20 protein-coding genes and 2 riboswitches are annotated in these 22,134 nt (G+C 45.6%); of the genes, 1 reads left to right on the forward strand and 19 read right to left on the reverse strand.

What is annotated here, in order from left to right; genetic code table 11:
- Positions 1 to 32: 32 nt before the first annotated feature.
- The 19 genes from IUZ65_RS17900 to IUZ65_RS17990 form a co-directional block, all read right to left on the reverse strand.
- Complete coding sequence (locus IUZ65_RS17900; RefSeq protein WP_195705397.1) at positions 33 to 902, reverse strand: AraC family transcriptional regulator; 870 nt, start codon at positions 900 to 902, stop codon at positions 33 to 35.
- A gap of 213 nt (positions 903 to 1,115) precedes the next feature.
- Positions 1,116 to 1,433, reverse strand: a complete 318-nt coding sequence (locus IUZ65_RS17905) for a hypothetical protein (protein ID WP_195705398.1) — start codon at positions 1,431 to 1,433, stop codon at positions 1,116 to 1,118.
- Positions 1,433 to 3,070, reverse strand: a complete 1,638-nt coding sequence (locus IUZ65_RS17910; RefSeq protein WP_195705399.1) for a 4Fe-4S dicluster domain-containing protein — start codon at positions 3,068 to 3,070, stop codon at positions 1,433 to 1,435. Before IUZ65_RS17910 ends, IUZ65_RS17905 begins: the two co-directional genes overlap by 1 nt.
- Positions 3,071 to 3,106: 36 nt before the next feature.
- The gene (locus IUZ65_RS17915; RefSeq protein ID WP_195705400.1) at positions 3,107 to 4,207 is read right to left on the reverse strand and encodes a tetratricopeptide repeat protein; all 1,101 of its coding nucleotides are present in this window, start codon (positions 4,205 to 4,207) and stop codon (positions 3,107 to 3,109) included.
- Between the two features lie 119 nt (positions 4,208 to 4,326).
- Entirely contained in the window at positions 4,327 to 4,890 is a 564-nt protein-coding gene (locus IUZ65_RS17920; RefSeq protein ID WP_195705401.1) for a histidine phosphatase family protein, read from the reverse strand.
- Positions 4,887 to 6,206 carry a cobyrinate a,c-diamide synthase gene (locus tag IUZ65_RS17925; RefSeq protein ID WP_195705402.1) on the reverse strand — a complete coding sequence of 440 codons (1,320 nt, stop codon included), beginning with the start codon at positions 6,204 to 6,206 and terminating at the stop codon, positions 4,887 to 4,889. The genes IUZ65_RS17920 and IUZ65_RS17925 overlap by 4 nt, the downstream gene beginning before the upstream one ends.
- An 11-nt stretch (positions 6,207 to 6,217) precedes the next feature.
- Complete coding sequence (locus IUZ65_RS17930) at positions 6,218 to 7,684, reverse strand: cobyric acid synthase (RefSeq protein ID WP_195705403.1); 1,467 nt, start codon at positions 7,682 to 7,684, stop codon at positions 6,218 to 6,220.
- Between the two features lie 41 nt (positions 7,685 to 7,725).
- Positions 7,726 to 8,745, reverse strand: a complete 1,020-nt coding sequence (locus IUZ65_RS17935) for a hypothetical protein (RefSeq protein ID WP_195705404.1) — start codon at positions 8,743 to 8,745, stop codon at positions 7,726 to 7,728.
- A 2-nt stretch (positions 8,746 to 8,747) separates the two neighbouring features.
- Positions 8,748 to 9,314, reverse strand: a complete 567-nt coding sequence (gene cobU, locus IUZ65_RS17940) for a bifunctional adenosylcobinamide kinase/adenosylcobinamide-phosphate guanylyltransferase (protein WP_195705405.1) — start codon at positions 9,312 to 9,314, stop codon at positions 8,748 to 8,750.
- Entirely contained in the window at positions 9,307 to 10,368 is a 1,062-nt protein-coding gene (gene cobD, locus IUZ65_RS17945) for a threonine-phosphate decarboxylase CobD (RefSeq protein WP_195705406.1), read from the reverse strand. Before cobD ends, cobU begins: the two co-directional genes overlap by 8 nt.
- On the reverse strand, positions 10,368 to 11,351 hold the full coding sequence (cbiB, locus tag IUZ65_RS17950) for an adenosylcobinamide-phosphate synthase CbiB (RefSeq protein ID WP_229638233.1): 984 nt from the start codon (positions 11,349 to 11,351) through the stop codon (positions 10,368 to 10,370). The genes cobD and cbiB overlap by 1 nt, the downstream gene beginning before the upstream one ends.
- Positions 11,341 to 12,714: a uroporphyrinogen-III C-methyltransferase gene (gene cobA / locus IUZ65_RS17955; protein ID WP_195705407.1), complete on the reverse strand. Its 1,374-nt coding sequence runs from the start codon at positions 12,712 to 12,714 to the stop codon at positions 11,341 to 11,343. Before cobA ends, cbiB begins: the two co-directional genes overlap by 11 nt.
- The gene (gene cobM, locus IUZ65_RS17960) at positions 12,701 to 13,528 is read right to left on the reverse strand and encodes a precorrin-4 C(11)-methyltransferase (RefSeq protein WP_195705408.1); all 828 of its coding nucleotides are present in this window, start codon (positions 13,526 to 13,528) and stop codon (positions 12,701 to 12,703) included. The genes cobA and cobM overlap by 14 nt, the downstream gene beginning before the upstream one ends.
- Positions 13,525 to 14,397, reverse strand: coding sequence for a precorrin-3B C(17)-methyltransferase (cobJ, locus tag IUZ65_RS17965; protein ID WP_195705409.1), 873 nt, complete (start codon positions 14,395 to 14,397; stop codon positions 13,525 to 13,527). Before cobJ ends, cobM begins: the two co-directional genes overlap by 4 nt.
- A gap of 30 nt (positions 14,398 to 14,427) precedes the next feature.
- Complete coding sequence (locus tag IUZ65_RS17970; RefSeq protein WP_195705410.1) at positions 14,428 to 16,083, reverse strand: cobalamin biosynthesis protein; 1,656 nt, start codon at positions 16,081 to 16,083, stop codon at positions 14,428 to 14,430.
- 12 nt (positions 16,084 to 16,095) lie between these two features.
- Positions 16,096 to 16,860 (reverse strand): precorrin-2 C(20)-methyltransferase, encoded by a 765-nt coding sequence (gene cobI / locus IUZ65_RS17975; RefSeq protein WP_195705411.1) that lies wholly within the window; start codon positions 16,858 to 16,860, stop codon positions 16,096 to 16,098.
- Complete coding sequence (gene cbiE, locus IUZ65_RS17980) at positions 16,853 to 18,106, reverse strand: precorrin-6y C5,15-methyltransferase (decarboxylating) subunit CbiE (RefSeq protein WP_195705412.1); 1,254 nt, start codon at positions 18,104 to 18,106, stop codon at positions 16,853 to 16,855. Before cbiE ends, cobI begins: the two co-directional genes overlap by 8 nt.
- 4 nt (positions 18,107 to 18,110) lie before the next feature.
- Positions 18,111 to 18,764, reverse strand: a complete 654-nt coding sequence (locus IUZ65_RS17985) for a precorrin-8X methylmutase (protein WP_229638234.1) — start codon at positions 18,762 to 18,764, stop codon at positions 18,111 to 18,113.
- A complete protein-coding gene (locus IUZ65_RS17990; RefSeq protein WP_231363624.1) occupies positions 18,752 to 19,969 on the reverse strand; it encodes a cobalt-precorrin-5B (C(1))-methyltransferase in 1,218 nt (405 codons plus the stop codon). The genes IUZ65_RS17985 and IUZ65_RS17990 overlap by 13 nt, the downstream gene beginning before the upstream one ends.
- Before the next feature lie 101 nt (positions 19,970 to 20,070).
- A riboswitch (cobalamin riboswitch) is annotated at positions 20,071 to 20,241 on the reverse strand.
- Between the two features lie 498 nt (positions 20,242 to 20,739).
- A riboswitch (cobalamin riboswitch) is annotated at positions 20,740 to 20,920 on the forward strand.
- A gap of 171 nt (positions 20,921 to 21,091) precedes the next feature.
- On the opposite strand from IUZ65_RS17990, the gene IUZ65_RS17995 reads away from it, so the two are divergent.
- A complete protein-coding gene (locus tag IUZ65_RS17995) occupies positions 21,092 to 22,126 on the forward strand; it encodes a sirohydrochlorin cobaltochelatase (protein ID WP_229638235.1) in 1,035 nt (344 codons plus the stop codon).
- Positions 22,127 to 22,134: the final 8 nt, after the last annotated feature.

A 22,134-nucleotide genomic window follows, 5' to 3' on the forward strand; every position in this document is an offset into this window, starting at 1 on the left:
TCAGCCATTTGTAATGCGACAAAATAGCCCTATTAAGCGTGATTGTTCTCGGAGAAAAACTTAGACAAATTTCTGAACTCCGTTGGCGAGATATTCGTGTGTTTTTTAAAAAATTTGGCTAAATTCGTTGGTTCATTAAACCCAAGACTAAATGCAATGTCAGAGATAGGGGTAGCGGTGTAACCAATCAATCGTTTTGCTTCAAGTACCAATCGAGCATCGATAACCTGCTTAGCTGACGCGCCTTTCACCTTTTGACAGACTGAATTGAGCCGTTTAACCGACATCCGCACATCGTCTGTGTAGTCACTTACATTGTGTCGATGATTAAAACCTTTCTCTACCGAGTCACTGAATATTTGGAACGACCCAAACTCTTTACTGCAACACATCGCTTGTTGACAGTAGTTATGCCTAAAAAATATTTTATAAAGAATACTTTGTAGCAGGTTTCTTTGTAGTCTGGCACTCACTAGGTCTTGACGGGCCTGACACTCTTCGTACAACATACTGAACTCGCGCCCTACCAAATCCAACACATCATTCATGTTATCAACACTTCTGATCGCTTTCGTAATCGCGAAGTTTACTGATAAATTATCAACGGGAAAGACTTCCGAATCCTGGAAAGTGACAACATACCCATCCCACTGAAAAAGGGAATCAAAATAATGAACCTGATGAGGGCTTAACACCAATAACGTACCCGGTCGACAATGGAAGAGTTTGTTATCAATATAATGGTAGCCATTGCCTTCTGTTATCAAAATTAACGCGTAAAACTCGACTCGATGAGGTTTCACCAACTCGTCCTTACCTCTACGAAAAATAAGGTTCTTTATGCTACCAACACTAATACCCATCAAGTAGCTATCGTTATCAAAGCAAATGTTTTCAATCATACTAGATTTCTATCTATGGTTAGCTCATCTATCTGGGTTTATAGGATAGCCAATTCAGACGTTGGCTAAAGGTCTATTTAGACCCTTGAAGGATACATTTCTGCCTTTGGTAATGACCTTGATTTTAATCAGGTTATTGAACTATTTTTAGAATAGAGAGGAAGGAAAAAGGGAAACCTTCCACAAGTTACATGCGGAAGGTTTAGTATGACGTTAAGCTGTCAGTTTTGCTTTTTCACTCAAAACTAAGAGAATCTTCAGCAAAATCGCGCCCCCAATGATAATTGCCGTCCCGACGAAACCAAGGAAATACCAACCAGCATCGCCTTCATTCTCACCAAGCAGCGTAAAGGCACCTGCGATGGTAAGGATAAGAGAAAACCACCAACCCATGACTAGTGTCCATTTCCAGCCATTCATACTAAGGCCGTAATCTTGCGCCCATAGCTTAGCTGACTGATAGATAAACACCTGCACGGCGCCAAGTACCATCCAAAAAATTGGATCTAAAATCGTTGATTGTGGAAACATTAGAATCCCTCCCAGTTACCGTCATAATCCCAGTCTTTATCAATGCCTTTGAAGAACTCTTCCGAACGCAACCATTCTGGAGGTTGGTGGTAGTTTGCTAATCGACCTCCATTATGTGGTGCGGCATAAGACTCTGCATCGGGATAATAAAAAAAGTTGTGCTGCATCGCTAATAATGCTTTTCGTGTTAATCCTGTCGGGTCTCGGGGATCCGCTTCTTTAACCAAAGTGTGGATCCAGTTATTACGCCGCGTATACGGACAGACGGCAATACAGACCCGACACCCTTGTTGACCATTAGAAGGCAATGACGACCACATGCGATAACAGCTATCTTGGTTGAACTCGAAGATCTTGTAGCCCCGTTGTATTGTATCGGGTTCGTCCGCTAAACTAATGGACCCACTTGGACAAGATGTCGCACAGATTTTACATTCATTACAGAAGTCTCGAACACCGATATCAATAGGCTTATCATGCTCAAATTCTAGGTCCGTGACCACACATGCTAGACGAATATTGGGCCCCACTTCTGGCGTTATCAAGCAACCGTTTCGAGCCGACTCTCCAAGCCCGGCTTTTATGGCTAGCGGCGGCAACGTCATTTCATAGTCCCCACCCGGAACCATGGCTCGCCCTGCCCAACCTAGACGATTTAAGAATACCTCTAATTTACCGGCGGCAAAACGCACTTCACTATAGGCTTCATAAGACGTACCGTAACCCGGTGCCGCGTACATGCCATCCCAACTCATTGGGACGCCAAGAATGATGACCGACTTCCAATGATCCGGGATTTTGTCGCCCCAGTTTTCGCCATCATTTTCAACACCACGCATGATATTTTTAAAGATGAAATCCGGATCAATGGCGGTGATACCAACGAAGCTACATCCCATTTGATGAGCCACCTTTTTAATCAATTTACTCGCATGAGCAGGTGTCTTAAATTCACGTTTTTTAATTATTGGTCGGTTTTCATTGACCTTATCTTCTTCACTCGTCAAACCCGAGCTTTTTAAACCAACACGACCTGCGGATGGGTCACCATATTGGTCATCATAGATGCTCTTAAAGTCAGCAACCGAAGGGTCACCATGAGGAGGAAGAGGCCAGTTGATCTCCACCCCATTTTGGCCATACATAGAGGCATTGTTAGCATGATCATAAGCATGGGCAATGACGAAGCGATCCATGTATTTATGTTGCATCTTTGCCGAGATAGCGCCCTGTTTAAATGCTTCGACGATCTCTGGCCAGCGTGCAGGAAATTTACGGTAGTAATTGACAACACGCTCATCTGGGCAGCTTTGCCACCCACCAGCAGGATCCCAACCACCTTGTATCGCACCACCGATCATGCCGAGGCGTTTGAACAAAAAGTCTTCCCTTTCTGGGCGTTGTTGTGTACCCACTTTAATCAATGTGGGCGCGATGTCGACCCGAAACGGTTCCCGGTCAAAGAACATGTCTTTTCCTGCTGCCGTTCTTCCCCAGCCTGTATCTTGATCTGGCTCTCGTCCTAACACAAAACCTGTCGCTGCTCCTACGCCGACGGTCGCCACCGCCGCGGTTGCGCCCCCCATCTTGAGGAAATCACGACGGCTTGGGTTCTCCGCTTTATCGTCTTTTTTCATTTAACTGCTTCCTTAAAGTAAGGGTAAACCGATGGATTACCCAATCACAATGGCCAAGTTCGTTCTGATTTCTGTATATTCGTTTGTGTATTGAACCCTCAGGTGGGGTGCGTTTGCTAATAGCTTGATATACGCGATCTCAGCTTCCTGCCAACGCTTAGCCTGATACAAAACAATAAATTTCGATTCGAGGGTTTGTGTATCAAATGGTTCAAGAGACAGCAGCTCATCCATATCGACCAGAGCGTCATTCCAGTTTTCTAGCTGTATATTTGAATTTCCACGGATATAGCGTAGGTCAATGGCTTTCGGGTAAGCCATCAGATAACGAGTAACCAGATCAACCGCTCTCTGATATTGTTTACGCTCATAACAAATCACGCACTCAAGTTCGTCCAACTCAAGAATGTTGTCACCGCATAACATGCGCGCTTTTTCAATATAGCTAGCGCTATCAACAAACCGTTTGGTTGCATTTAGACAGGCACACATCGTGAGATAACCGCCTGGGTTGTTTTTATCTATTGTGATAACTTGTCTAGCGTATTCAATGGCAGGTTCAAACTGTTCAAGTTGGTAGTAGAGGTAGGCAAGGTTCAATAAACTGCCTATATGTTTCGGGTCTTTTTCTAAGCTTTCCTTGTAAAAACCAGCTGCGCTTTTTGTATCCCCGCTGACACTGGAGCAGAACGCCAGATGAAAAAATGGTTCCGGTGATTCCGGGTTCTTTTCGCAGGCATTCATAAAGCATTGCTTAGCTTGATCAAGAATGCCGATCTGCATCAGAGCCCGGCCAAAGTTGATAAGATATTCGCTGCTTCCATCCATTTCTATCGGTTGCAATACCGTGAGCGCGAGTTCTGGTTGTTGATTACGCAGCAGAATTTCACTGGCGATCACTCTTATACCCATCGTCAGATTGGTTCTTGATCCATTGATATAAAAGCCTGTTACGCGTTTCTGAGCCTCTTGAATAAGCTGATTTTCATTATTATTTAATGTAGACACCATAAACTGCACTTCATTTTTCAATGAGTGTAGAGTCTCTTCAACCTTACGCTGCCACTCTTGTTTAGTGGCATCGATATCTAGAATGAGAAACAGTTCTTCTACCCAACTCGCCTTATTGTGGTCCATTCATTTTCTATCCCATATAACCTTATTATGAGTAGGGTATAGAATTAGGCTAAGGGCTAAAGGTAGAAATAGTAAGGTGGGGGATACAAATCAGCCGTTAGGGTTAACATTGATAAATATCAATTTATCTCGACGAGCGCATCTATAATAACAGGCAACCCATTGGCCTCAATACCGCGACCGCTATGCCATGAGGGGCTCCCTTCTACAACATTAATAAAGGCTCGTATCCATTCGCCATGAGAAACAATGACAATATCTGATTGAGAGGGATGCTTATCTAACTCTGACAGAAAGGAGCAAATACGCTGTTCAAAATCGGCTTCAGGTTCGAAACCGAACTCATTGCCTATTTTTTCTATATAGCGTTGGTGATAGGCCTGCCACTGTTTGCGTAGTTGATGATCTTGGTTGACTACTTTGCCTTCAAGCACACCAAATTTACGCTCGCGCAAGCGAGAATCCTGCGTAAACTCAATACCAATAAGATTCGCTATAATACGTGCTGACTCGCAAGCCCTCCCTAAGTCACTGGTGTACATAACAGGATAACGGAGCTTAGGGAGTTCTATTTGTTTAAGCTTGCTTATTGCGTCTTTGGTAAGATCGCTATTTCGGCAGCCTTGAATTCTTCTTTCCAAATTCCATTCTGTTTGCCCATGGCGGATCAATACAAACCTCAATATTCATCTCCAAACAACTCACCTTTAAACATTTTTTCCACCAACGGAAGGTTATAAGGAAAGTACCAATGGATATAAGAAGCGATAACCTTTTTATGTCTCCAAACAGGGTCAAGTTTGCGACCACGCTGTGAAACAGGCATACATAACTGTGGTTCCTTCGATTCCGTTTTAGAATAATGGAATGTATGGCCCCGCAACATCTGCTCTTTGGCTAACTCACCTTCAACCAAACCGAGGGCAGCCAACGACGATTGCATCTGCGAATCGGCATCCAGCACACCACACATTGATGCGGATTCCCCATCAATACCCGCCAACGTCTGGTTTAGATAAAGCATGCCACCACACTCTGCCACAATCGGCTTATCCGCCTCCACGTGGGCTCTAATCTGAGATTTCAGTTCGAGGTTTGATGATAATTCGTCAAGATATAACTCGGGATAACCGCCCGGCAGATAAAGCGAATCACACACAGGAAGAGACTCGCCATTGATAGGAGAAAAGAACGTAAGCGTGGCTCCAGATTCCTTTAGCAGATCGAGGTTCGCCTGATAGAGGAAGCTGAACGCCGTATCATACGCAATAGCGATAGTCGTCCCTTCTAGGCACGGTTCGACTCGGATTGGGGCCGTAGATGTAAACTCTCCAGCCGGTGGCAGTGGTATTTTTCCAGTCTGAGCGATCAATTCTGCCGCAAGGTCTAATCGCTCATCAAGGTCTTCCAATTCCTGCGCCTGAACCAAACCCAAATGCCTTTCTGGTAATGTAAGTCCGCTATTCTTGGGCAAATAACCACAAAATTCTAACGAATCTGGCAGCGACTCTTTGAGCATTTCGGCATGACCAGCAGAGCCAACTCGATTTGCAAAAACACCGAACATCTGAATATCGTCACGAAAATGAGCTAAACCGTATGCAACGGCACCAAACGTCTGAGCCATTGCACCAGCATCAATAACCGCCATCACGGGGATACCAAGTGTCGCGGCAATATCAGCGCTAGAACATTGACCGTCAAACATCCCCATAACCCCTTCTATCAGAATTAAATCGGCATCTTTAGCGGCTTCCGTCACCATTTGTTTACAGTGATCCTCACCACACATCCAAAAATCCAACTGGTACACCGGTTGACGAGAGGCAAACGAGAGGAAGTTCGGATCAATAAAATCAGGTCCGGTTTTAAATACCCTAACCTTCTTTCCTTGGTTGGTGAAATGGCGTGCTATGGCAGCAACAACAGTGGTTTTACCGCTGCCAGAGCTCGGCGCTGCAACAACTAATGCGGGGCAACTTTCTTTAATGACATTCATGATATTTATTCCTACAAATCCAGATCCGGCCAGAGTTTTTTTAGGTCAAGATGTTGCTCAATCGCATCAGCAACACGGTTGATACCGTCTTCTCTCATCTGAGCGAAATCACACCCTTTAGCTTCTTCTAATCCGGCCCATCGAAGAATGGCACCACAGGCATCAGGTGACTCAAAGATACCGTGCAGATAACTGCCAAACACTTGGTCTTCGAATCCCATCGCACCATCTTTACCATCCTCGAGTGTTAGCGGTGCATCTTCGGTCACGCCCTTGGTCTCTCCCGCGTGGATTTCGTAGCCAAACACCTCAACGCTCTCTTGGCCCGGAAGGGTCAAACTTCCTTTGGTCTGCTTGAGTTGTTTGGTCTCTTTGAGCTCTGTTTCCAATGGCAGAAAACCTAAACCCTTGCTGTCTCCGCATTCGCCCTCAATCCCTAACGGATCCGATATTTTTTCGCCTAGCATTTGGTATCCACCACAAACACCCATCACTTTCCCACCGAAGCGGAGGTGACGTTCAATCTGTTTGTCCCAACCTTGTTCTCGAAGATAGGCTAAATCACTGCGGACACTCTTTGAGCCCGGAATAATAATCAAGTCAGCCGCAGGCAAAGGTTGATGTTTGCCAACAAAGACAAGGTCGACATTAGGATGCATTCGCAATGGATCAAAATCGGTATGGTTACTGATACGTCGTAGGACAGGCACAACCACTTTTAACTGTGGTTCATCATTATTTAACTGGCTGACATCAATCGCGTCTTCAGCCTCTAACATCAATCCATGAAGATACGGCAATACCCCAATAACCGGTTTCCCGGTCTTTTCTTCCAGCCATTCCAAACCATTCACCAGAAGCGCAATATCCCCCCTAAAACGATTGATAACAAAACCAACCACTCGGTTTTGTTCTGACTCACTTAGCAATGCCAACGTGCCATATAGGTGTGCAAATACACCACCACGGTCAATATCTGCGACAATAATAACGGGAATATCGGCCTCTTCAGCAAAACCCATATTGGCAATATCGTGGTCGCGTAGGTTGATTTCAGCAGGGCTACCTGCCCCTTCAATAACGACGGTTTGGAACACACTTTGCAACCGATCAAACGACTGCATAACATACGGCATCATCTTAGGCTTAAAGTTATGATAGCCCTTTGCATCCATATCCGTTAATACCTTGCCATGCACAATAATCTGCGCACCGGTATCGGAATTAGGCTTCAACAGTACGGGGTTCATATCGGTTGTGGGTTCTACGCGACATGCATAAGCCTGAACCGCTTGAGCACGCCCTATCTCACCGCCGTCTGCGGTAACCGCACTGTTTAATGCCATATTTTGAGGTTTAAATGGGGCTACATTGACCCCTTTTCTGGCCAACACTCGGCAAAGTCCAGCAACCAGAACGCTTTTACCCGCGTCAGAGGTGGTTCCCTGAACCATTAACGCTTTAGAGCAAGACTGCATTTTTCTATCTCCTAGGGCCATTCTTTTTCCAGTAGGCTTATCTAAACCTCAGTAAACCAATGTGCAACCGCATTATCCATACTTTCTATTATTTCAGTCTGTGAGAGGCCGTGTTGTTCTGCAAAAACCAGACACGCTCCTAGACCACAGCCTTCAACGACATACCCTCTTTCGTACATCCGAATAGCGTCAAATTTTGACTGAAGAAAATCCACCTTTGGCGTGGTTAAACTGCACTCGTCCGGTAGCGCATTAGCGGCTATTTTCGAGTCGCGTGAATCAAGCATCCAACGAGTCGTCGCAACAGAAACATTCTTTGATTTAGTCTTACCATTCATGGCAATAACAGGGGCAAAGACCATTGTGCCTCCTGCAAAGTTAAGGCCGTTCAAATCGGCATTAAGCAGAGCACAACACGCTCGCTGAGTCGGATCTGAACATTCCATATTATTGATATAGCCACTCACATCGTTGCCCATTAATGCAGATTTATTCCATAAATCATCGACAGCTTGAGATTTTTTAATTAATTTTTCTGGGTCTTTAGTACTCCCCGAAAACCAGAGCGATTCGTCGAGCAAGCGTCGCAGCCAAAGCGTCGCAAATGTCGTACCACCTATTCCAGACTCCGCTATCAGATGTTCTTCCTTCTCAAGCGCTTGGCGACGAAGTTCCGGCACAAGAACCTGTTGAATTAGGGCCGACTCATCACCTGTTTGGCATGAATGAATGACCACGTCGTCCATGTTGCAGTCACTAAAATCTGGCACATTGTCCAAACCAAGCTGATAACAATGAAGACGTATTCTGAACCCTTTCTTTTGCAAAGCACTAAAAAGTCCATGGACCAATATCGCTGGAGTAACTGAACCATTACCCAACAAAGGAGAAGGCAAGTATTCACCATTTAAAAGGGTATTGGCTTTGCCACAAGCAATGAGCTCTGTATCTCTGGTTGGATGAAGCTGCATTAATCCTTCACCCGCACCAGCATCACTGATTAGATGCAGGTTAGGAACGGGTGCAACAGAATTCAAGGTAATGTAATTCAACCAAGTCATCGTTAATTTCCTTTCAGCGTTAATGGCAGTCCGGCGGTCACAAGGGTAACTTTTGGGATCTGCGCAGCAATGGCTTGATGAAGCCAACCTGCCTCATCAACAAATCGGCGATTCATCTCACCCATCGGAATAATACCGCAGCCTACCTCGTTACTGACCAGAATGACTTGCCCAGGTAAGGTCTTTAGCGTTTGAATAAATTCGGCTTTGATCTCTGCCCACTCTTTTGGTTGCTCACCAAACAGGCAATTACTCAACCAAAGCGTCAGGCAATCAACCAGTATACAGTTGCTATCATCGCTGTACTGCATTAGCGTTTCAGACAGGTCAAACGGCTCTTCAACAACCAGCCATTCAGACGGTCTTTGAATTTTGTGCATTTCTACCCGTTTCGCCATCTCTTGATCTCTGACTTCAGATGTCGCGATATAAATGACTCTTTTTCCACAGGCTTTAGCCTTGTTTTCCGCATAACTACTTTTACCAGACCGTGCACCACCAAGTACCAGTTCAACATCGGCGGTTTCGTCAGCATCTATAGCATTTATGCCGGTTTCTAACTCACTCATAGATAGGATCCTTGTTCCGTGCAACTACTCTATTTCTTGCCAAAAGAGATAACGCTGATTCCAGTTTTTTCCACTGGGTTTCATCCGCTGGCAGACCGAAGCGAAGCGCATTTTTCTCATCACAAAGGCGTGTTAGCACGTGTTGTTGGCAAAGAAAATCATGACACGCAGTCGCCTCATCTAGGTAAACGGTGATGAAGAGATCGGTAACCGATGTTCTATCATCAAGATATTGACCCAAAAGACCATTCAATCGAATGGATGCCGACTTGATACGGCGTGCCGCTTCTTTCTGCCATTGGAGATCGGATAGTGCCTTTTTCATCACCCAGCGAGCGGGGCCTGTAACTGTCCACGGACCAAGCAATGCTTCGAGTGACCCTTTAATGTTTTCCGACGCAAAAACAAACCCTACTCTGGCCCCCGCTAGCCCAAAAAATTTACCTACCGAGCGAAGAACAATCAGGCTACTCCGTTGCTCGTTAGTACTCAGCATCGATATCTCTGGTGTGCAGTCAGCGAATGCCTCATCAACGATAAGGTAGCCTTTTTTCTCTTGCATTTTTTGGCCGATTGCAACCAACATATCCTTAGGACTAAACTTGCCCGTCGGGTTATTGGGGTTAATTATCAATACCACGTCACTTTCTGCAACCTGTTGTTCCGACGGAAAACCATCATAAAACAGTACATTCCAGCGACATGAATCCTGCTCAAACTGTGTCCATGCATGTTGGTGTTCTTTGTAACCAACCCTTGGCAGCAATATTGTACCGCAGCGACCCATTTCTTTAGTAAGAACTGCGGGTAGAGAGACAATGGCGGCCTGAGATCCCGCGACAATAACTGGGTCAGAAAATCCGCCATAATAACGCCTAGCCGTCACTTCCAAACCATCATTATTTTGAGGGAGTTGGTTCCAAACAGAGAGAGGGATGTCGCCTACTGGATAGGTAAAAGGACTCACTCCCGTTGACAGGTCAATCCAACATTCTGGATCGGTACCATATTCAGCGGCTATCTTATTCAGATTGCCACCATGTTTAATCGCCATCAACTTACTCCTACGATGACACAAATTAACCAGAGATAACCGAGAGCAAAACTCCCACGTGAGACCAATCGATTGGCCGCAGGGATTGATTGCCATTGAGCCGGCTTGCCTATGCCCATCGGTTTTTTATCGTGCAGTACGCCATGATAATAGGTTGGTCCACCAATCATAACTTGTAACGCGCCAGCGCCAGCTGTCATCACGACGCCACCATTTGGGCTGCTGCACTGTTTTGCCTGTTCGCGCCAACACTGCATCGCACTGCTGAAGTTACCTTGAAACGCGTAAATCACCGCGGTAAGGCGAGCTGGAATCCAACCGAGAAGATCATCACTTTTTGCGCTAAAAAAACCAAAATTCAAATACTGTTTATTCTTGTAGCCCCACATAGCATCCAGCGTATTAGCAAGACGAAATAACACCGCTCCCGGTGCGCCAAAGATCAAGAACCAGAACATAGGGGCAAAAACAGCATCATTTCCATTCTCTAAGACAGACTCAATCGTTGAAGAGGTGATCTCTTTTTCAACCATTTTTTCGGTATTGCGGCTCACAATCATCGACACCTGATAGCGCGCCTGATCTATATCACCCGCTTTTAGTGGTCGATAGATATTCTGCGCATGTTCGATAAGACTTGTCCCACCGATTGTCAGGTATACCACTATCGCATTCAGCCCGAACCATAATGACAAAGATATCTGCGCGACCCATGACAAAAGAATATACGTCGTGGCCACAACGGGAATAACCGCCATTGTCCACGCAAGTACACCCTGCTGTTTTTCACTAATGAACGAACACGCCCGGCACGTCTTTTCAAGGCTATTTACCATGCGCCCAAAGCCGATCAATGGGTGGAACCGTTTTGGTTCTCCAAACCATCGATCCAACCACAAAGCAACCACAAGGATAACCGCACTAACTAACATGCTCTTCCCTACGGTCAACTCGACATTAGCGAGCAGGAAATCAGGCAACATCAGCGCGTTCTCGCGAACTCAATACGTCTGACATATCAATGAATTCAGGATAGTCGCTATTATCTAAAAGATACCCGTGCTGGATTGCCCACTGGCGAACTTCTTCGTTTAATGGAACCAATTGAGCGTTCTCCAATGCAATAGAATGGTGTGAAATGATGGATTTAAGTACCGCGATATCTTCTACTAATAACCAATCGACCATTGGAATCGTATAGCTAAGTGGCTCACTATTAACTCGTCCAACAAGATAGTATCGGTTTTTTTCACCAAACGCTTTCTCTTCATTTACCGTCAATGTTAACGCATTGTCAGACACTTTTTCTGCTTGAATACCAATATTCTTCAACGCACTTCTAACAAACCGGTTGTTACTACCCAATGGCATCGCGAACTTTCTGATGTCCCAACGATGTTCTTGTATTGCATTCCACCAAAGGTTAAACGAGGGCAAGTCGCCGAAAACGAGTTCCGGCGCCGTTGCTAGATAGTCTAGGTCTTCCTGATCGATCAACGAACTGACTCTGGCATTTTCGATCGCGATAACCTCTGCGCCCTTGTCACGTAAATAGGCCGTTTCTTCATACTGACCACAAACAAGCATCCTAACGCCAGTTAATGGCAGGCTATTTCTCCAGTTGAGTTCCTCAGCTTGGGCAACAACCTCACCAACAATCACTAAAGCCGGTCCCTTAAGCGTAGAATGATCGACTTTTTCAGCGATCGTACCCAGTGTGCCCGTAATACACTGATGATCAGCACTTGTCGCCGAACATATTAACGCGATGGGGGTATGCGAACTTCTGCCATTTTCGATAAGGTTTTGGGTATGCTGTGCCAGTTTTTTGGCGCCCATATAAAGCACTAATGTACCACCCGCTTGACCAAGTCTACTCCATGACGCAAGCGTCTCCGTATTTTTATGTCCGCTGACAAAGGTGACACTAGAAGCGATACCACCGCTTGTCAAAGGAAAACCGGAGTAAGAAGCCGCACCTAATGCTGCGGTAATACCCGGTATTATTTCATATGGAATGTCGTGTTGTTTTAGATCGCGACACTCTTCTGTTGTGCGACCAAAGATACACGGGTCACCCGCTTTAAGTCGAGCGACGCGTTTACCCGCTAACGCAAATTCCGTTACATCTGGGTGCATACCGTATTCAATATGGATACCTTGATAGCCGCGATAACCGACCTGATGCAACTGAACGTGCTCTGGAATAATGGAAAGAATTGCCGCGCTCACAAGCTTGTCATAACAAACCACATCACAGGTACTCAGCAACTGTTTTGCTCGGCAGGTAAGCAGCCCCGGATCGCCCGGACCGGCACCAATCAGATAGACTTTACCTTTCGTCATGTGACTCTCCCTTTACTGAGGTCTCTACTTCTAAAGCACGACGAGAAGAAGGCTCAACCACTTTCGCTTTACGGCATGCGTGTGAAAAGGTGGGATCGTACAGCTTAGAATCAACAAAATCGTCTATGGCAAATACCTTGCTGACAATAATCATGGCCGTTGAACGGATATTCGCGTCATGCATCTTGTCGGCGATGTCCGCTAAGGTGCCGCGAATAATGCGTTCCTCTGGGTGCGAGGCTTTTTCCACCACACAAACTGGCCAGTTTTGTGGATAAACGTCACTAAGTTCACGAACAACTTTTCTTATCAAGGTTGCGCTTAAAAACAAGCATAGCGTCGCTTCATGTCGAGCTAAAGACTTAAGATTCTCTTTGTCTGGTACCGGAGTACGACCAGAAGCACGTGAAAGAATAATCGTTTGGCACTCTTCTGGAAGCGTCAACTCCTGCCCCAAAGCCGCAGCAGATGCTTGAAAAGAAGACACACCGGGAATGACTTTCCAGTCGATACCTAGCACCTTAAGTCGGCGTGTTTGCTCAGCAAGGGAAGAATATATAGATAAATCCCCCGTCTGTACCCTTGCAACATCTTGTCCTTGCTCATGGGCGTCGGTATACACTTTGGTGATTTCATCCAGATCCATACTGGCAGAGTTGTACACTTTCGCCTCTGGATGGGCGCGTTCAATAACCGCTTTAGGAACCAAGCTTCCCGCATAAAGAATAACCGGACAGGTCTCTACTAGTTTTGCACCTTTTACAGTGATCAAATCTGGGTCACCCGGTCCGGCACCAATAAAATAAACGGTCATACGACTTCCTTACTGTTTTGTAGCATGTCTTTATCAAGAGATTGTTGCGGTTCAATGGAAGATATCTCCGTTGAAGCGTATTCAAGGGAGCGCCCCGGAGTTTGACCCTCTCGTGTCTCGCCATCTTCTAAAATGTATTTGTTCTTATAACCGCGAGGAGTCACTATCCAGTCCTTGAAACGATAACTGCTTTCATTCCCCACAATAACCGCCGCGTTCATTCCAAACTCAAGATCGGTAAAACTATCCAGCGTCGAAAGCTGCACACTCTGTTCATCTCGATAGGCCGCATTGACAACGGCCACAGGCGTGGTCGCTGGTCTGTGTTTAAGAATGATTCGTTGCGCTTCTACAATATGATTTTGACGTTTTTTCGACCTCGGATTATAAAAGGTAATCGCGAAATCAGCCATTGCTGCCGCTTCTATTCGACGAATAATCACCTCCCACGGGGTCAATAGATCGGACAGCGAAATCGTGCAACTGTCATGGCCTAACGGTGCACCGACTAACGACGCACAAGCATTGGCCGCGGTAATCCCGGGAATGGTTTCCACCTCAATATGAATCTGATGCGAAGAGAGCAGTTCAAACACGAGGGGCGCCATCGCATACATGCCAGCATCACCAGAGCAAACCAAGGCCACATTGCTACCTTCTTGAACCAGTTTAATGGCCGCATCGGCACGCTGCCACTCTTTGGTCATTCCTGTTCTTACCAGTGCCTGTTTGTTGATAAGCGAGGAGATAAGTTTCACATAGAGACCGTAGCCCACTATCACGTCGGCTTGTTTAATCACTTCCTGAGCGCGGATCGACATCAAGTCTACGCTTCCTGGTCCTAACCCCACCAAAGATAATTTAGCCACAGTTTGCCTCCTCGGCAGGTGTTATATTTTTCATAATTGGTTCGTCTCGTCCGCGCCTTCTATCTGCGCGAAATATTTATTGTCTATCACTTCAGAAAGCGGCCTGTTATTTGCCAACGCGTTAAACAACGCTTTCCATTCCTGTTCGGAAAACGCTTCGATACCTCGCAGCCAAAGCGCATTATTTTCAGAGGGCTCTTGGTTTTCAAAAGAAAGAGATCTGTCACTTCGCTGGTAGACCACCATTGTCGAACGATTGCGACAAGCGCCGGCACACATGGTTCTGCTTATTTTTATTCGCTGATCTCCAGTCGACAATCCCATCGCTTTCAATATTGATCGCAAGTCGTGTGCAAGATTTTTACTTCCGGCCTTGGCGCAGCGTTTGCCTTCACAGATCAAAATATGATGTTTATAGAACAGCATTGGCCGATCCAAATCCACATGCTTTGGCTTGCATTGATAGCCTTCTACCACTTCATTACCGTAAGCATTTACTTTGATCTCAGTGGCGTTTAACTCACTATCACCATGTCGAACTTCGCTGCCATGTTTTTTTTCACCAAACCAGTTCTTACGCTTATGCCTGACCAAAGATTCGGTAAATTCGCGGCGACAACACGCTATCGTCATGTTAAAACCATCTTGCTTGAATACCCATTTGGGCACGACAAGCTGTTTAGTCCCACTCCGTTTTAATGCTGCCGCTTCTGCCACAGAATTACTGCCAGTCACTTTCTTGACGTAATCTGACGGGCTTTCTATGCCTTCAAGTCCATCCAGTTGGTGCGGTGGATAGGTGCTAAATAGCCACTGATTCTGTTCCGACAGTTGTTGCAGCCCTACTTCGTCCGCCTTGAGGTCAATACTTGCGAAGGCTTCGACGGATTCTAAACAGAGATTAAACTGTTCGCTAAAGGCTTCTAACCCCGCTTTCAATACTGACAAGGGCGTATTTCGGTCGCAACCTAAACCAAGAATTAACGATTTTGGTCTCCAAAGTACGACCTTATTTTCCCAGCCGGATAGGTCAACTTGGTTTTCATCACTGATGAGGATTGCACCCCGATAATGGGCACTTTCGACACCATCTAGGCTTGTATGGCTAATCAGGTTAACGGGCATGCGCTTGTCGTATTTCCACCAATCTTTATTACCCGTCTGTTGGGCGATTATCACTGGCTCTTCGTTGACGATAGCGGCCGAAACCTTTGTAATTGACGGTTCTGAAATGGCATCAAGAACCCAACCAAATGGCGAACCAAGCATATCCGCGGAGACCGTCTCAGAAACATCAGACGCCGTTGTTATAACGGGCGTCGCCTTAACAACATGGGCAACTCGTTCGGTTAATTGATTTGCACCACCGCGGTGCCCTGAAAGCATAGAGATAGCAAACGTCGCTTGCTCATCCAGACAGACCACCGCTGGGTCGCTTGTTTTGTCCTTCAACAATGGCCCAATGATTCGACTGACGATACCGCTTGCACAGATGAAGATATGACCGTCATACTGACTAAATCTATCAGCCACAAAGCTCGATAACGGCAGCGTCAATAGTGTCGCGCCTGGTGACACTTCTAACGCAATTGGGGCAACAAAGAGATCGGCAAAAGGGAGCGCCCTTTTCAGCTTAGCCCCTTGTTTTTCGCCCGCTACGGTGATGGTGTAAATCGCAAGTTTCATCTTCTCACCTACTTATGCTACCGACTGTTTGCCGCGCAAGACGCCACGGCGGCTACGAATCGATAATTGCACCATAGAGAAATAACGATGCTCTTCCGGTACTTGGTCGAGATCATGGTAGATCTCTTGTTTATCGGTGCTAGCGTGAGACACATACGTCGCCATATCGCTCAGACCAAGTTGTTTCAGTTTCGCCGACAACTGAGGGATCATTCGACCTGCTTTGATAAGCATGATGGTATCGAATTCTTTTACTAGAGTGTCAAGGCTCTCAATTCCGTAGGTCGCTGGAACGACGCAAAAACGTTCCATACCATCCGCCAACGGTATCTTTGTCGCCGCAGGAACCGCCGTAATTGAGGTAATTCCTGGCACAATAATCGGCACAATTTCGGGGGCTATTTCATCAAGCTCTTCTTGAATATAGGCCCATGTGCTGAAGACTGATGGGTCACCTTCGGTAACGAAAACCACGGATTTACCCTGCTTGAGACGATCAAGAATGGTCATTGCGGCTACACGCCATGCCGGAACATTTACGCTCGCGTCACGAGTCATGGGGAAATGCAAAAAACAACGCTCTCCCGGGATAGCTTCTTCTGGCAATGCGCCGCTCACGATCTCCCAAGCAAATGAATCCGCTTTTCCTTTATTTTTTTCTGGAATCGCTACAACGTCAGCTTCTTGAATTAGTCGCGCCGCTTTCAGCGTCAACAATTCACTATCACCGGTACCGACACCAACCGCGTATAGTTGACCAAATTTGCCGTTATTCATTAATTTCTCCCGAAGGGTGTTTAGATTTCACAATTGAAAAGAGGTGGATAGGATTTTCCGCCTGATAGCGAAGGTATTGCGCCAGTGGTTGGGTATTAGAGATATTCACTAGCTGTGCATCAAAATTGAGGTCGTTAGATTTGGCCCATTGATAAATGTCTACGACAGTGTCCATCGTGACGGCTGAAACGACTAAGCGGCCACCGATATTGAGTGCGGCCCATACATAAGAAAGAATATCGTTCATCGCACCTCGACTCCCACCAATGAAAACCGCATCGGGACTAGGCAGGTCTGTCAGCGCATTCGGGGCAGCGTCAGAGATAAGCTGAACATTATCGGTCGCATGCGCGCGTATATTCGCTTCAATGTTTTCAAAGCAAGTTTGATTGCATTCCACAGCGAACACCTTGCCTTTTGTGGCAAATTTAGCGGACTCTATCGAGATAGACCCTGAGCCCGCGCCGATATCCCAAACCGTGTCTTCTGACTGAATGCACATACTGGTGAGAGCAAGATGTCGAACCGCTTGCTTAGTAATCAGTCCCTTTTGTGGCATACGCATGACAAAGCTATCATCACTAGAAAACTGACCATTTCCGCCCCATCTTGCGTGTATTTCCCGTTGCGCGACAATGATATTCAATCCATCGAACAGGATGTCACTGCAGGCCAGTTCTTCGACCGAAAACGAGCGAATGCGCTCTGCCGTCCCACCGAGTTGCTCACAGACGGTGAGTCTCCAGCCGGTTTCATTGAACTGTTGCATGTGCTTTGCCACAATTTGCGGCGTGTTTTTATAATCCGTCAAGATCGCAAACAGGCTACCTGACTGCATCTGTGCCACTATTCCAGCACGCTCTCTACCATGGCAGGAGAGAAACTGAGCCGTCGACCACGTTAATCCCAATCGGGAAAAAGCAAGTTGGGCCGAACTTTGGGTTGGAATGAACAGAAGTTCTTGTGCCGGTAACCTTTTTAGTAAGGTTGTTCCGATTCCAAAGAAAAGAGGGTCTCCGGATGCAAGAACCACAACATCCCCTTCTTCAGACGCATCAATCACCTTGTTTAACCAGACTGAAAAACCCTGGGTCATATCGAGAAAGGCACCATCGAATTGAGGAAACCATGCCATATGACGAGGATGGCCTGCGACAACTCTGGCTTTCGACACGGCATTAACTGCCCTGCTGGTTAAGCTCATACAACCATCTTCAGCAACACCAATTACCGTAATACTTGCCATATATTTATACCGTTTGATAGAGAAGTGCGTGAATAGTTGACACCACAATAGGGCTACCGCCTTTGCGGCCGACACTTGCAATATAAGGCACCTTGTTCTGGTCAATGAGGGCCTGTTTGGACTCTTTAGCTTTAACAAATCCGACAGGGATACCAACGATTAGTGCCGGTTTTATCTCTTCCGCTTCCACCATCCTTAGTACTTCAAACAGCGCAGTAGGGGCATTACCGATGCCAATTATCGCACCATCTAGTAAGCCCAGATCCCGTGCTCGACGCATAGCCCAAATAGCTCTGGTTTCACCCTTCGCTTTCGCAATGGTGATCACCGCTTCGTCGCTGATAAAACAGTGTGTATCATTTTTATATACCGATAAACGTTGGGCGCTTAGGCCGCTGGTGATCATCGTCACGTCACTAATAATCGGACAACCTGCCTTTAGCGCTTCAATTCCTGCTTCGACCGCCCCGTCACCAAACCGAAACAACTGAGCAAACTCAAAATCACCCGTGGTATGAATGGCCCTTCGCACAACGGGCCACTGCTTCTCGTTAAACTGGTGGCCACCGTGAAATTGGCGGACCTCGTGATCGATAATAGAGAACGAATCATTCTCTATTACCTGCCCTTGCTGGGTCATCTGTTTCATTGTGTCCATGTCTTTTCACCTGAAATTGGGTCAATAGGTTTACTGGGGGTTGATATCGAATTTACATCGGAATATCGGGCTAAAGGTTTACCGTCGAAATCGATTAAAACAACGTCGATATCTAACGCATTTGTTACATAACGGTCCGCATGAGTTTTTGCCTCCTGACACAAGCGCTCAAGAAACAACTCTGGCTGGTTTTCTCTAACCAGTTCTAATACATGGCGTCCGGTGTTTGCGTCAGAAATTTTATCGCATAAGAAAGAGGGTACATTTGCCTCTCTGGCAAGCTTGCTAAGATGTTTAAAATCGATAGCATGACCAGATACATGAGTCATCATTCGACCGGAAATTAATTTGCCTAATTTACCGATCATGACCACCAAAGTGACGCGCTTTAAGTGAAAGCGTTTCGCCGCTCTTAACCCAACGCCAATAAAATCACCGGCCTGAATAAACGCCAATTCTGTCAGTTCTGGCCATTGCTTGATCGCCGATTTTTCTGAACGGCTACCCGTGGTCAAAATAACGTGTTCTAGGCCATTGCTTTTTGCAACCTGAACCGACTGTCTTACTGACGCCGCATAAGCAGAGGTAGAAAATGGCTTCACCGTTCCACGCGTGCCCAAGATGGAGATTCCACCAATCAAACCTAGCCTTTCACTGATGGTCTGTTTCGCGGCTTCTACTCCTCCGGGAGCCGAAATAGTGAGTTCGAGCCCAGAATAGGGTTCGCCCAAAGCATTATTGCCGTTTGGTGGAGATGTTAACGTTAAATGATCCCACTCTAGTTGCACCATTTCGAGGATATTGGCCCTAGGTATCGGATTGATAGCGGGTTCGCCGACCGGAAGTTCAAGGCCCGGAAGCGTCACGGTTGCTATCCCTTCCCCGCCTTTGAGTTGAATTCCGGGATGATGACTCCATTTAGCCGTACACTGAATTTCTAGACCATGGGTACAGTCGGGGTCATCTCCCCCATCTTTAATAATACCGGCCAGTACTTGCTTAGCTTGTCGTTCAACGATTCGTTCTAAACGAACCAGCTGAAACGTCACAAAATCTCGATTGGGAAGTTGAATGTTTATTTGAGAGAACGGCTTATCCGAAATAAGCATCCGCACCGCCGCGCGAGCCGCCGCGGCCGCACAAGCTCCGGTGGAATATCCCCAACGCAGCTCTTTATTGCTTTTCGAACGCTTTAATTTACCCACAAACAGAAACTCCGGCACAGTCGGGATAGTTATATATAATCAAACATTAAATGCGGCCGAAATCGAAATACAATGACTCTGAGTGATCCCGCCCAGGCTGTTTGATTGTTGGTTATTTAGCAGGTTCTGACTTACGAAGTATATATTCAATCACACAAGATTAGATATTTCGTTCACAGTTGCGGGTACAGTTCAGGAATTTAACCTGATTCACTTTATAAAATAATGCTCAGAAGATATAAACAAGCACTACTTATCACTAAATATCTTCAAAGTCTCTCATACCGCATCGATATTAAAATTGATAAATATCAATTTAGATTAAATGATAAAGTTATAATCATTAAAAATAGTAATAATTGATATGTAGTACTTTTAACAGACAAACATAAACCACTAATAACATTGAATAAAAATAGCATTTTATTGATCTCTGCGAATTTTAATCTAAATAAATTCGACGAAAAACAGTGACGGAGATCTCAAAAAAAGGACATTACGATTATAAAATCGACATATGGCTTATTTCTATCCTAAATGGGAGGGTATTTACCATAACTGACAATTTACACACAAAGTCATTGCTTAATTTGACATGGTTAAATAGTGGCACGATTCTTTTTCTTTATATGCCGCATAAAAAAACATATTTATATTTGTTGATATTAATCACTATTATAATGGATGCTTTTAAGGCAATATGTTTCTCATTCAGGTGTGATATTTATTAAAATGACCTGAACACAGAATTAATGGACATCATTCAATGCCCATTAATTCTGTGTTTAGGTGAAATAACACTTAATAGGGAATCAAGTTAGATGCTTGAGCTGTGCCCGCAACTGTAATTGGAGAGTCGGCAGACATTAGTCCACTGGATAGTATCCGGGAAGGCGCGCTGCCAGATGTTGACCCAAAAGCCAGGAGACCTGCCTGAATAATGATAAAAACTCTGAAACTAGAGTTTGTAAAGGCGAGCGGGTTACTCGTGGTTTACTGGTCTATCTATGACCAGGCCCGATATTCAATCCTGTAAGCCAATAATAATGAGCACACGAACGCCATCAATAGACTCACCATATGATGGAAAGGACGTTGTACTCAAACTTACGGAATATAAAAATGTTAAAATCTAACCGTTTTAATTATATGTTTAATATAAATAAAATACCGCGCAAGGCACTAAAGATCATCTCTATCGGGCTATTGACCACCTTGCCTCTTATCCCTGTAACTCATGCTTCTGAACCACCCGCTAAAACAGAAAAATCCGCTATTGTACTCGCCGCATTTGGTACAAGCTATGACACGGCAATCGGGTCACTTATTGGCATACAAGAACAGGTACAAAACGCCTACCCTGATACACCCGTTCGATTTGCATTTACCTCAAGTATTATTCGTAAGATCTGGCATAGACGTGCATCGGATGAGGAATATCAAAAAAATCATCCCGAGGTACCACAAGGTTTTTACCAAGTGAAGAATGTACTCGGTACGATGGCTGATCTACAAAACGAGGGCTATAAGAATATCGTGGTTCAAACGACTCTGTTATCACACGGTGAAGAGTTTATCGATCTTAAAGCCACAGTCGACGCTCTGGCTTCCATTCAGACAATAAAAGAGAAATGGAAACCGTTTAATAAGGTCGTTCTTGGACGCCCGTTAATGGGCACATGGGGATCACATCAGCCGTACCGAGAAGACTTAGACCAATTGGCTGAAGCACTCGCTAGCGATGTGAAACGAGCAAAGGAAAGCAACACTGCTTTGATCTATATGGGTCATGGTAACGACCATCTTTCTACTGGTCTCTATTATGAATTGCAAGAGGTGATGAATAAACGTTACCCCGACGTAAATATCTATGTTGGTCTAGTAGAAGGCTATCCTAACTTCGACAATATAATGGAGCAGTTAAACAATGATGCCATACAAAGTGTCACTATTAGACCTCTGATGGTTGTCGCCGGAAACCATGCAAGTATAGATATGGCGGGTGATGAAGACGATTCATGGAAAATGATGCTGTCAAAACAGAACATCAAAGTTACGCCTGTCCTCGAAGGCTTAGGTAGTAAAGAGTCGATTCAGAAGGTGTATCTTCAACACCTAATTGATGCGGCAAAAGATGCCAACATAGCCCTGCGCTAACAACGTTG

The organism is Vibrio sp. VB16 (assembly GCF_015594925.2).
Lineage (GTDB): Bacteria > Pseudomonadota > Gammaproteobacteria > Enterobacterales > Vibrionaceae > Vibrio.

Bases quoted from the DNA above. Each gene is read 5' to 3' on its own strand.
- IUZ65_RS17905 (WP_195705398.1), bottom strand. From the start codon at position 1,433: ATGTTTCCACAATCAACGATTTTAGATCCAATTTTTTGGATGGTACTT.
- cbiB (WP_229638233.1), bottom strand. From the start codon at position 11,351: ATGTTGCCTGATTTCCTGCTCGCTAATGTCGAGTTGACCGTAGGGAAG.
- cobU (WP_195705405.1), bottom strand. From the start codon at position 9,314: ATGAGTGAGTTAGAAACCGGCATAAATGCTATAGATGCTGACGAAACC.
- IUZ65_RS17935 (WP_195705404.1), bottom strand. From the start codon at position 8,745: ATGACTTGGTTGAATTACATTACCTTGAATTCTGTTGCACCCGTTCCT.
- IUZ65_RS17985 (WP_229638234.1), bottom strand. From the start codon at position 18,764: ATGGACACAATGAAACAGATGACCCAGCAAGGGCAGGTAATAGAGAAT.
- IUZ65_RS17970 (WP_195705410.1), bottom strand. From the start codon at position 16,083: ATGAAACTTGCGATTTACACCATCACCGTAGCGGGCGAAAAACAAGGG.
- IUZ65_RS17910 (WP_195705399.1), bottom strand. From the start codon at position 3,070: ATGAAAAAAGACGATAAAGCGGAGAACCCAAGCCGTCGTGATTTCCTC.
- cobD (WP_195705406.1), bottom strand. From the start codon at position 10,368: ATGGCGATTAAACATGGTGGCAATCTGAATAAGATAGCCGCTGAATAT.
- IUZ65_RS17900 (WP_195705397.1), bottom strand. From the start codon at position 902: ATGATTGAAAACATTTGCTTTGATAACGATAGCTACTTGATGGGTATT.
- cbiE (WP_195705412.1), bottom strand. From the start codon at position 18,106: ATGGCAAGTATTACGGTAATTGGTGTTGCTGAAGATGGTTGTATGAGC.
- IUZ65_RS17915 (WP_195705400.1), bottom strand. From the start codon at position 4,207: ATGGACCACAATAAGGCGAGTTGGGTAGAAGAACTGTTTCTCATTCTA.
- cobI (WP_195705411.1), bottom strand. From the start codon at position 16,860: ATGAATAACGGCAAATTTGGTCAACTATACGCGGTTGGTGTCGGTACC.
- IUZ65_RS17925 (WP_195705402.1), bottom strand. From the start codon at position 6,206: ATGAATGTCATTAAAGAAAGTTGCCCCGCATTAGTTGTTGCAGCGCCG.
- cobA (WP_195705407.1), bottom strand. From the start codon at position 12,714: ATGACGAAAGGTAAAGTCTATCTGATTGGTGCCGGTCCGGGCGATCCG.
- IUZ65_RS17930 (WP_195705403.1), bottom strand. From the start codon at position 7,684: ATGCAGTCTTGCTCTAAAGCGTTAATGGTTCAGGGAACCACCTCTGAC.
- IUZ65_RS17995 (WP_229638235.1), top strand. From the start codon at position 21,092: ATGTTAAAATCTAACCGTTTTAATTATATGTTTAATATAAATAAAATA.
- cobM (WP_195705408.1), bottom strand. From the start codon at position 13,528: ATGACCGTTTATTTTATTGGTGCCGGACCGGGTGACCCAGATTTGATC.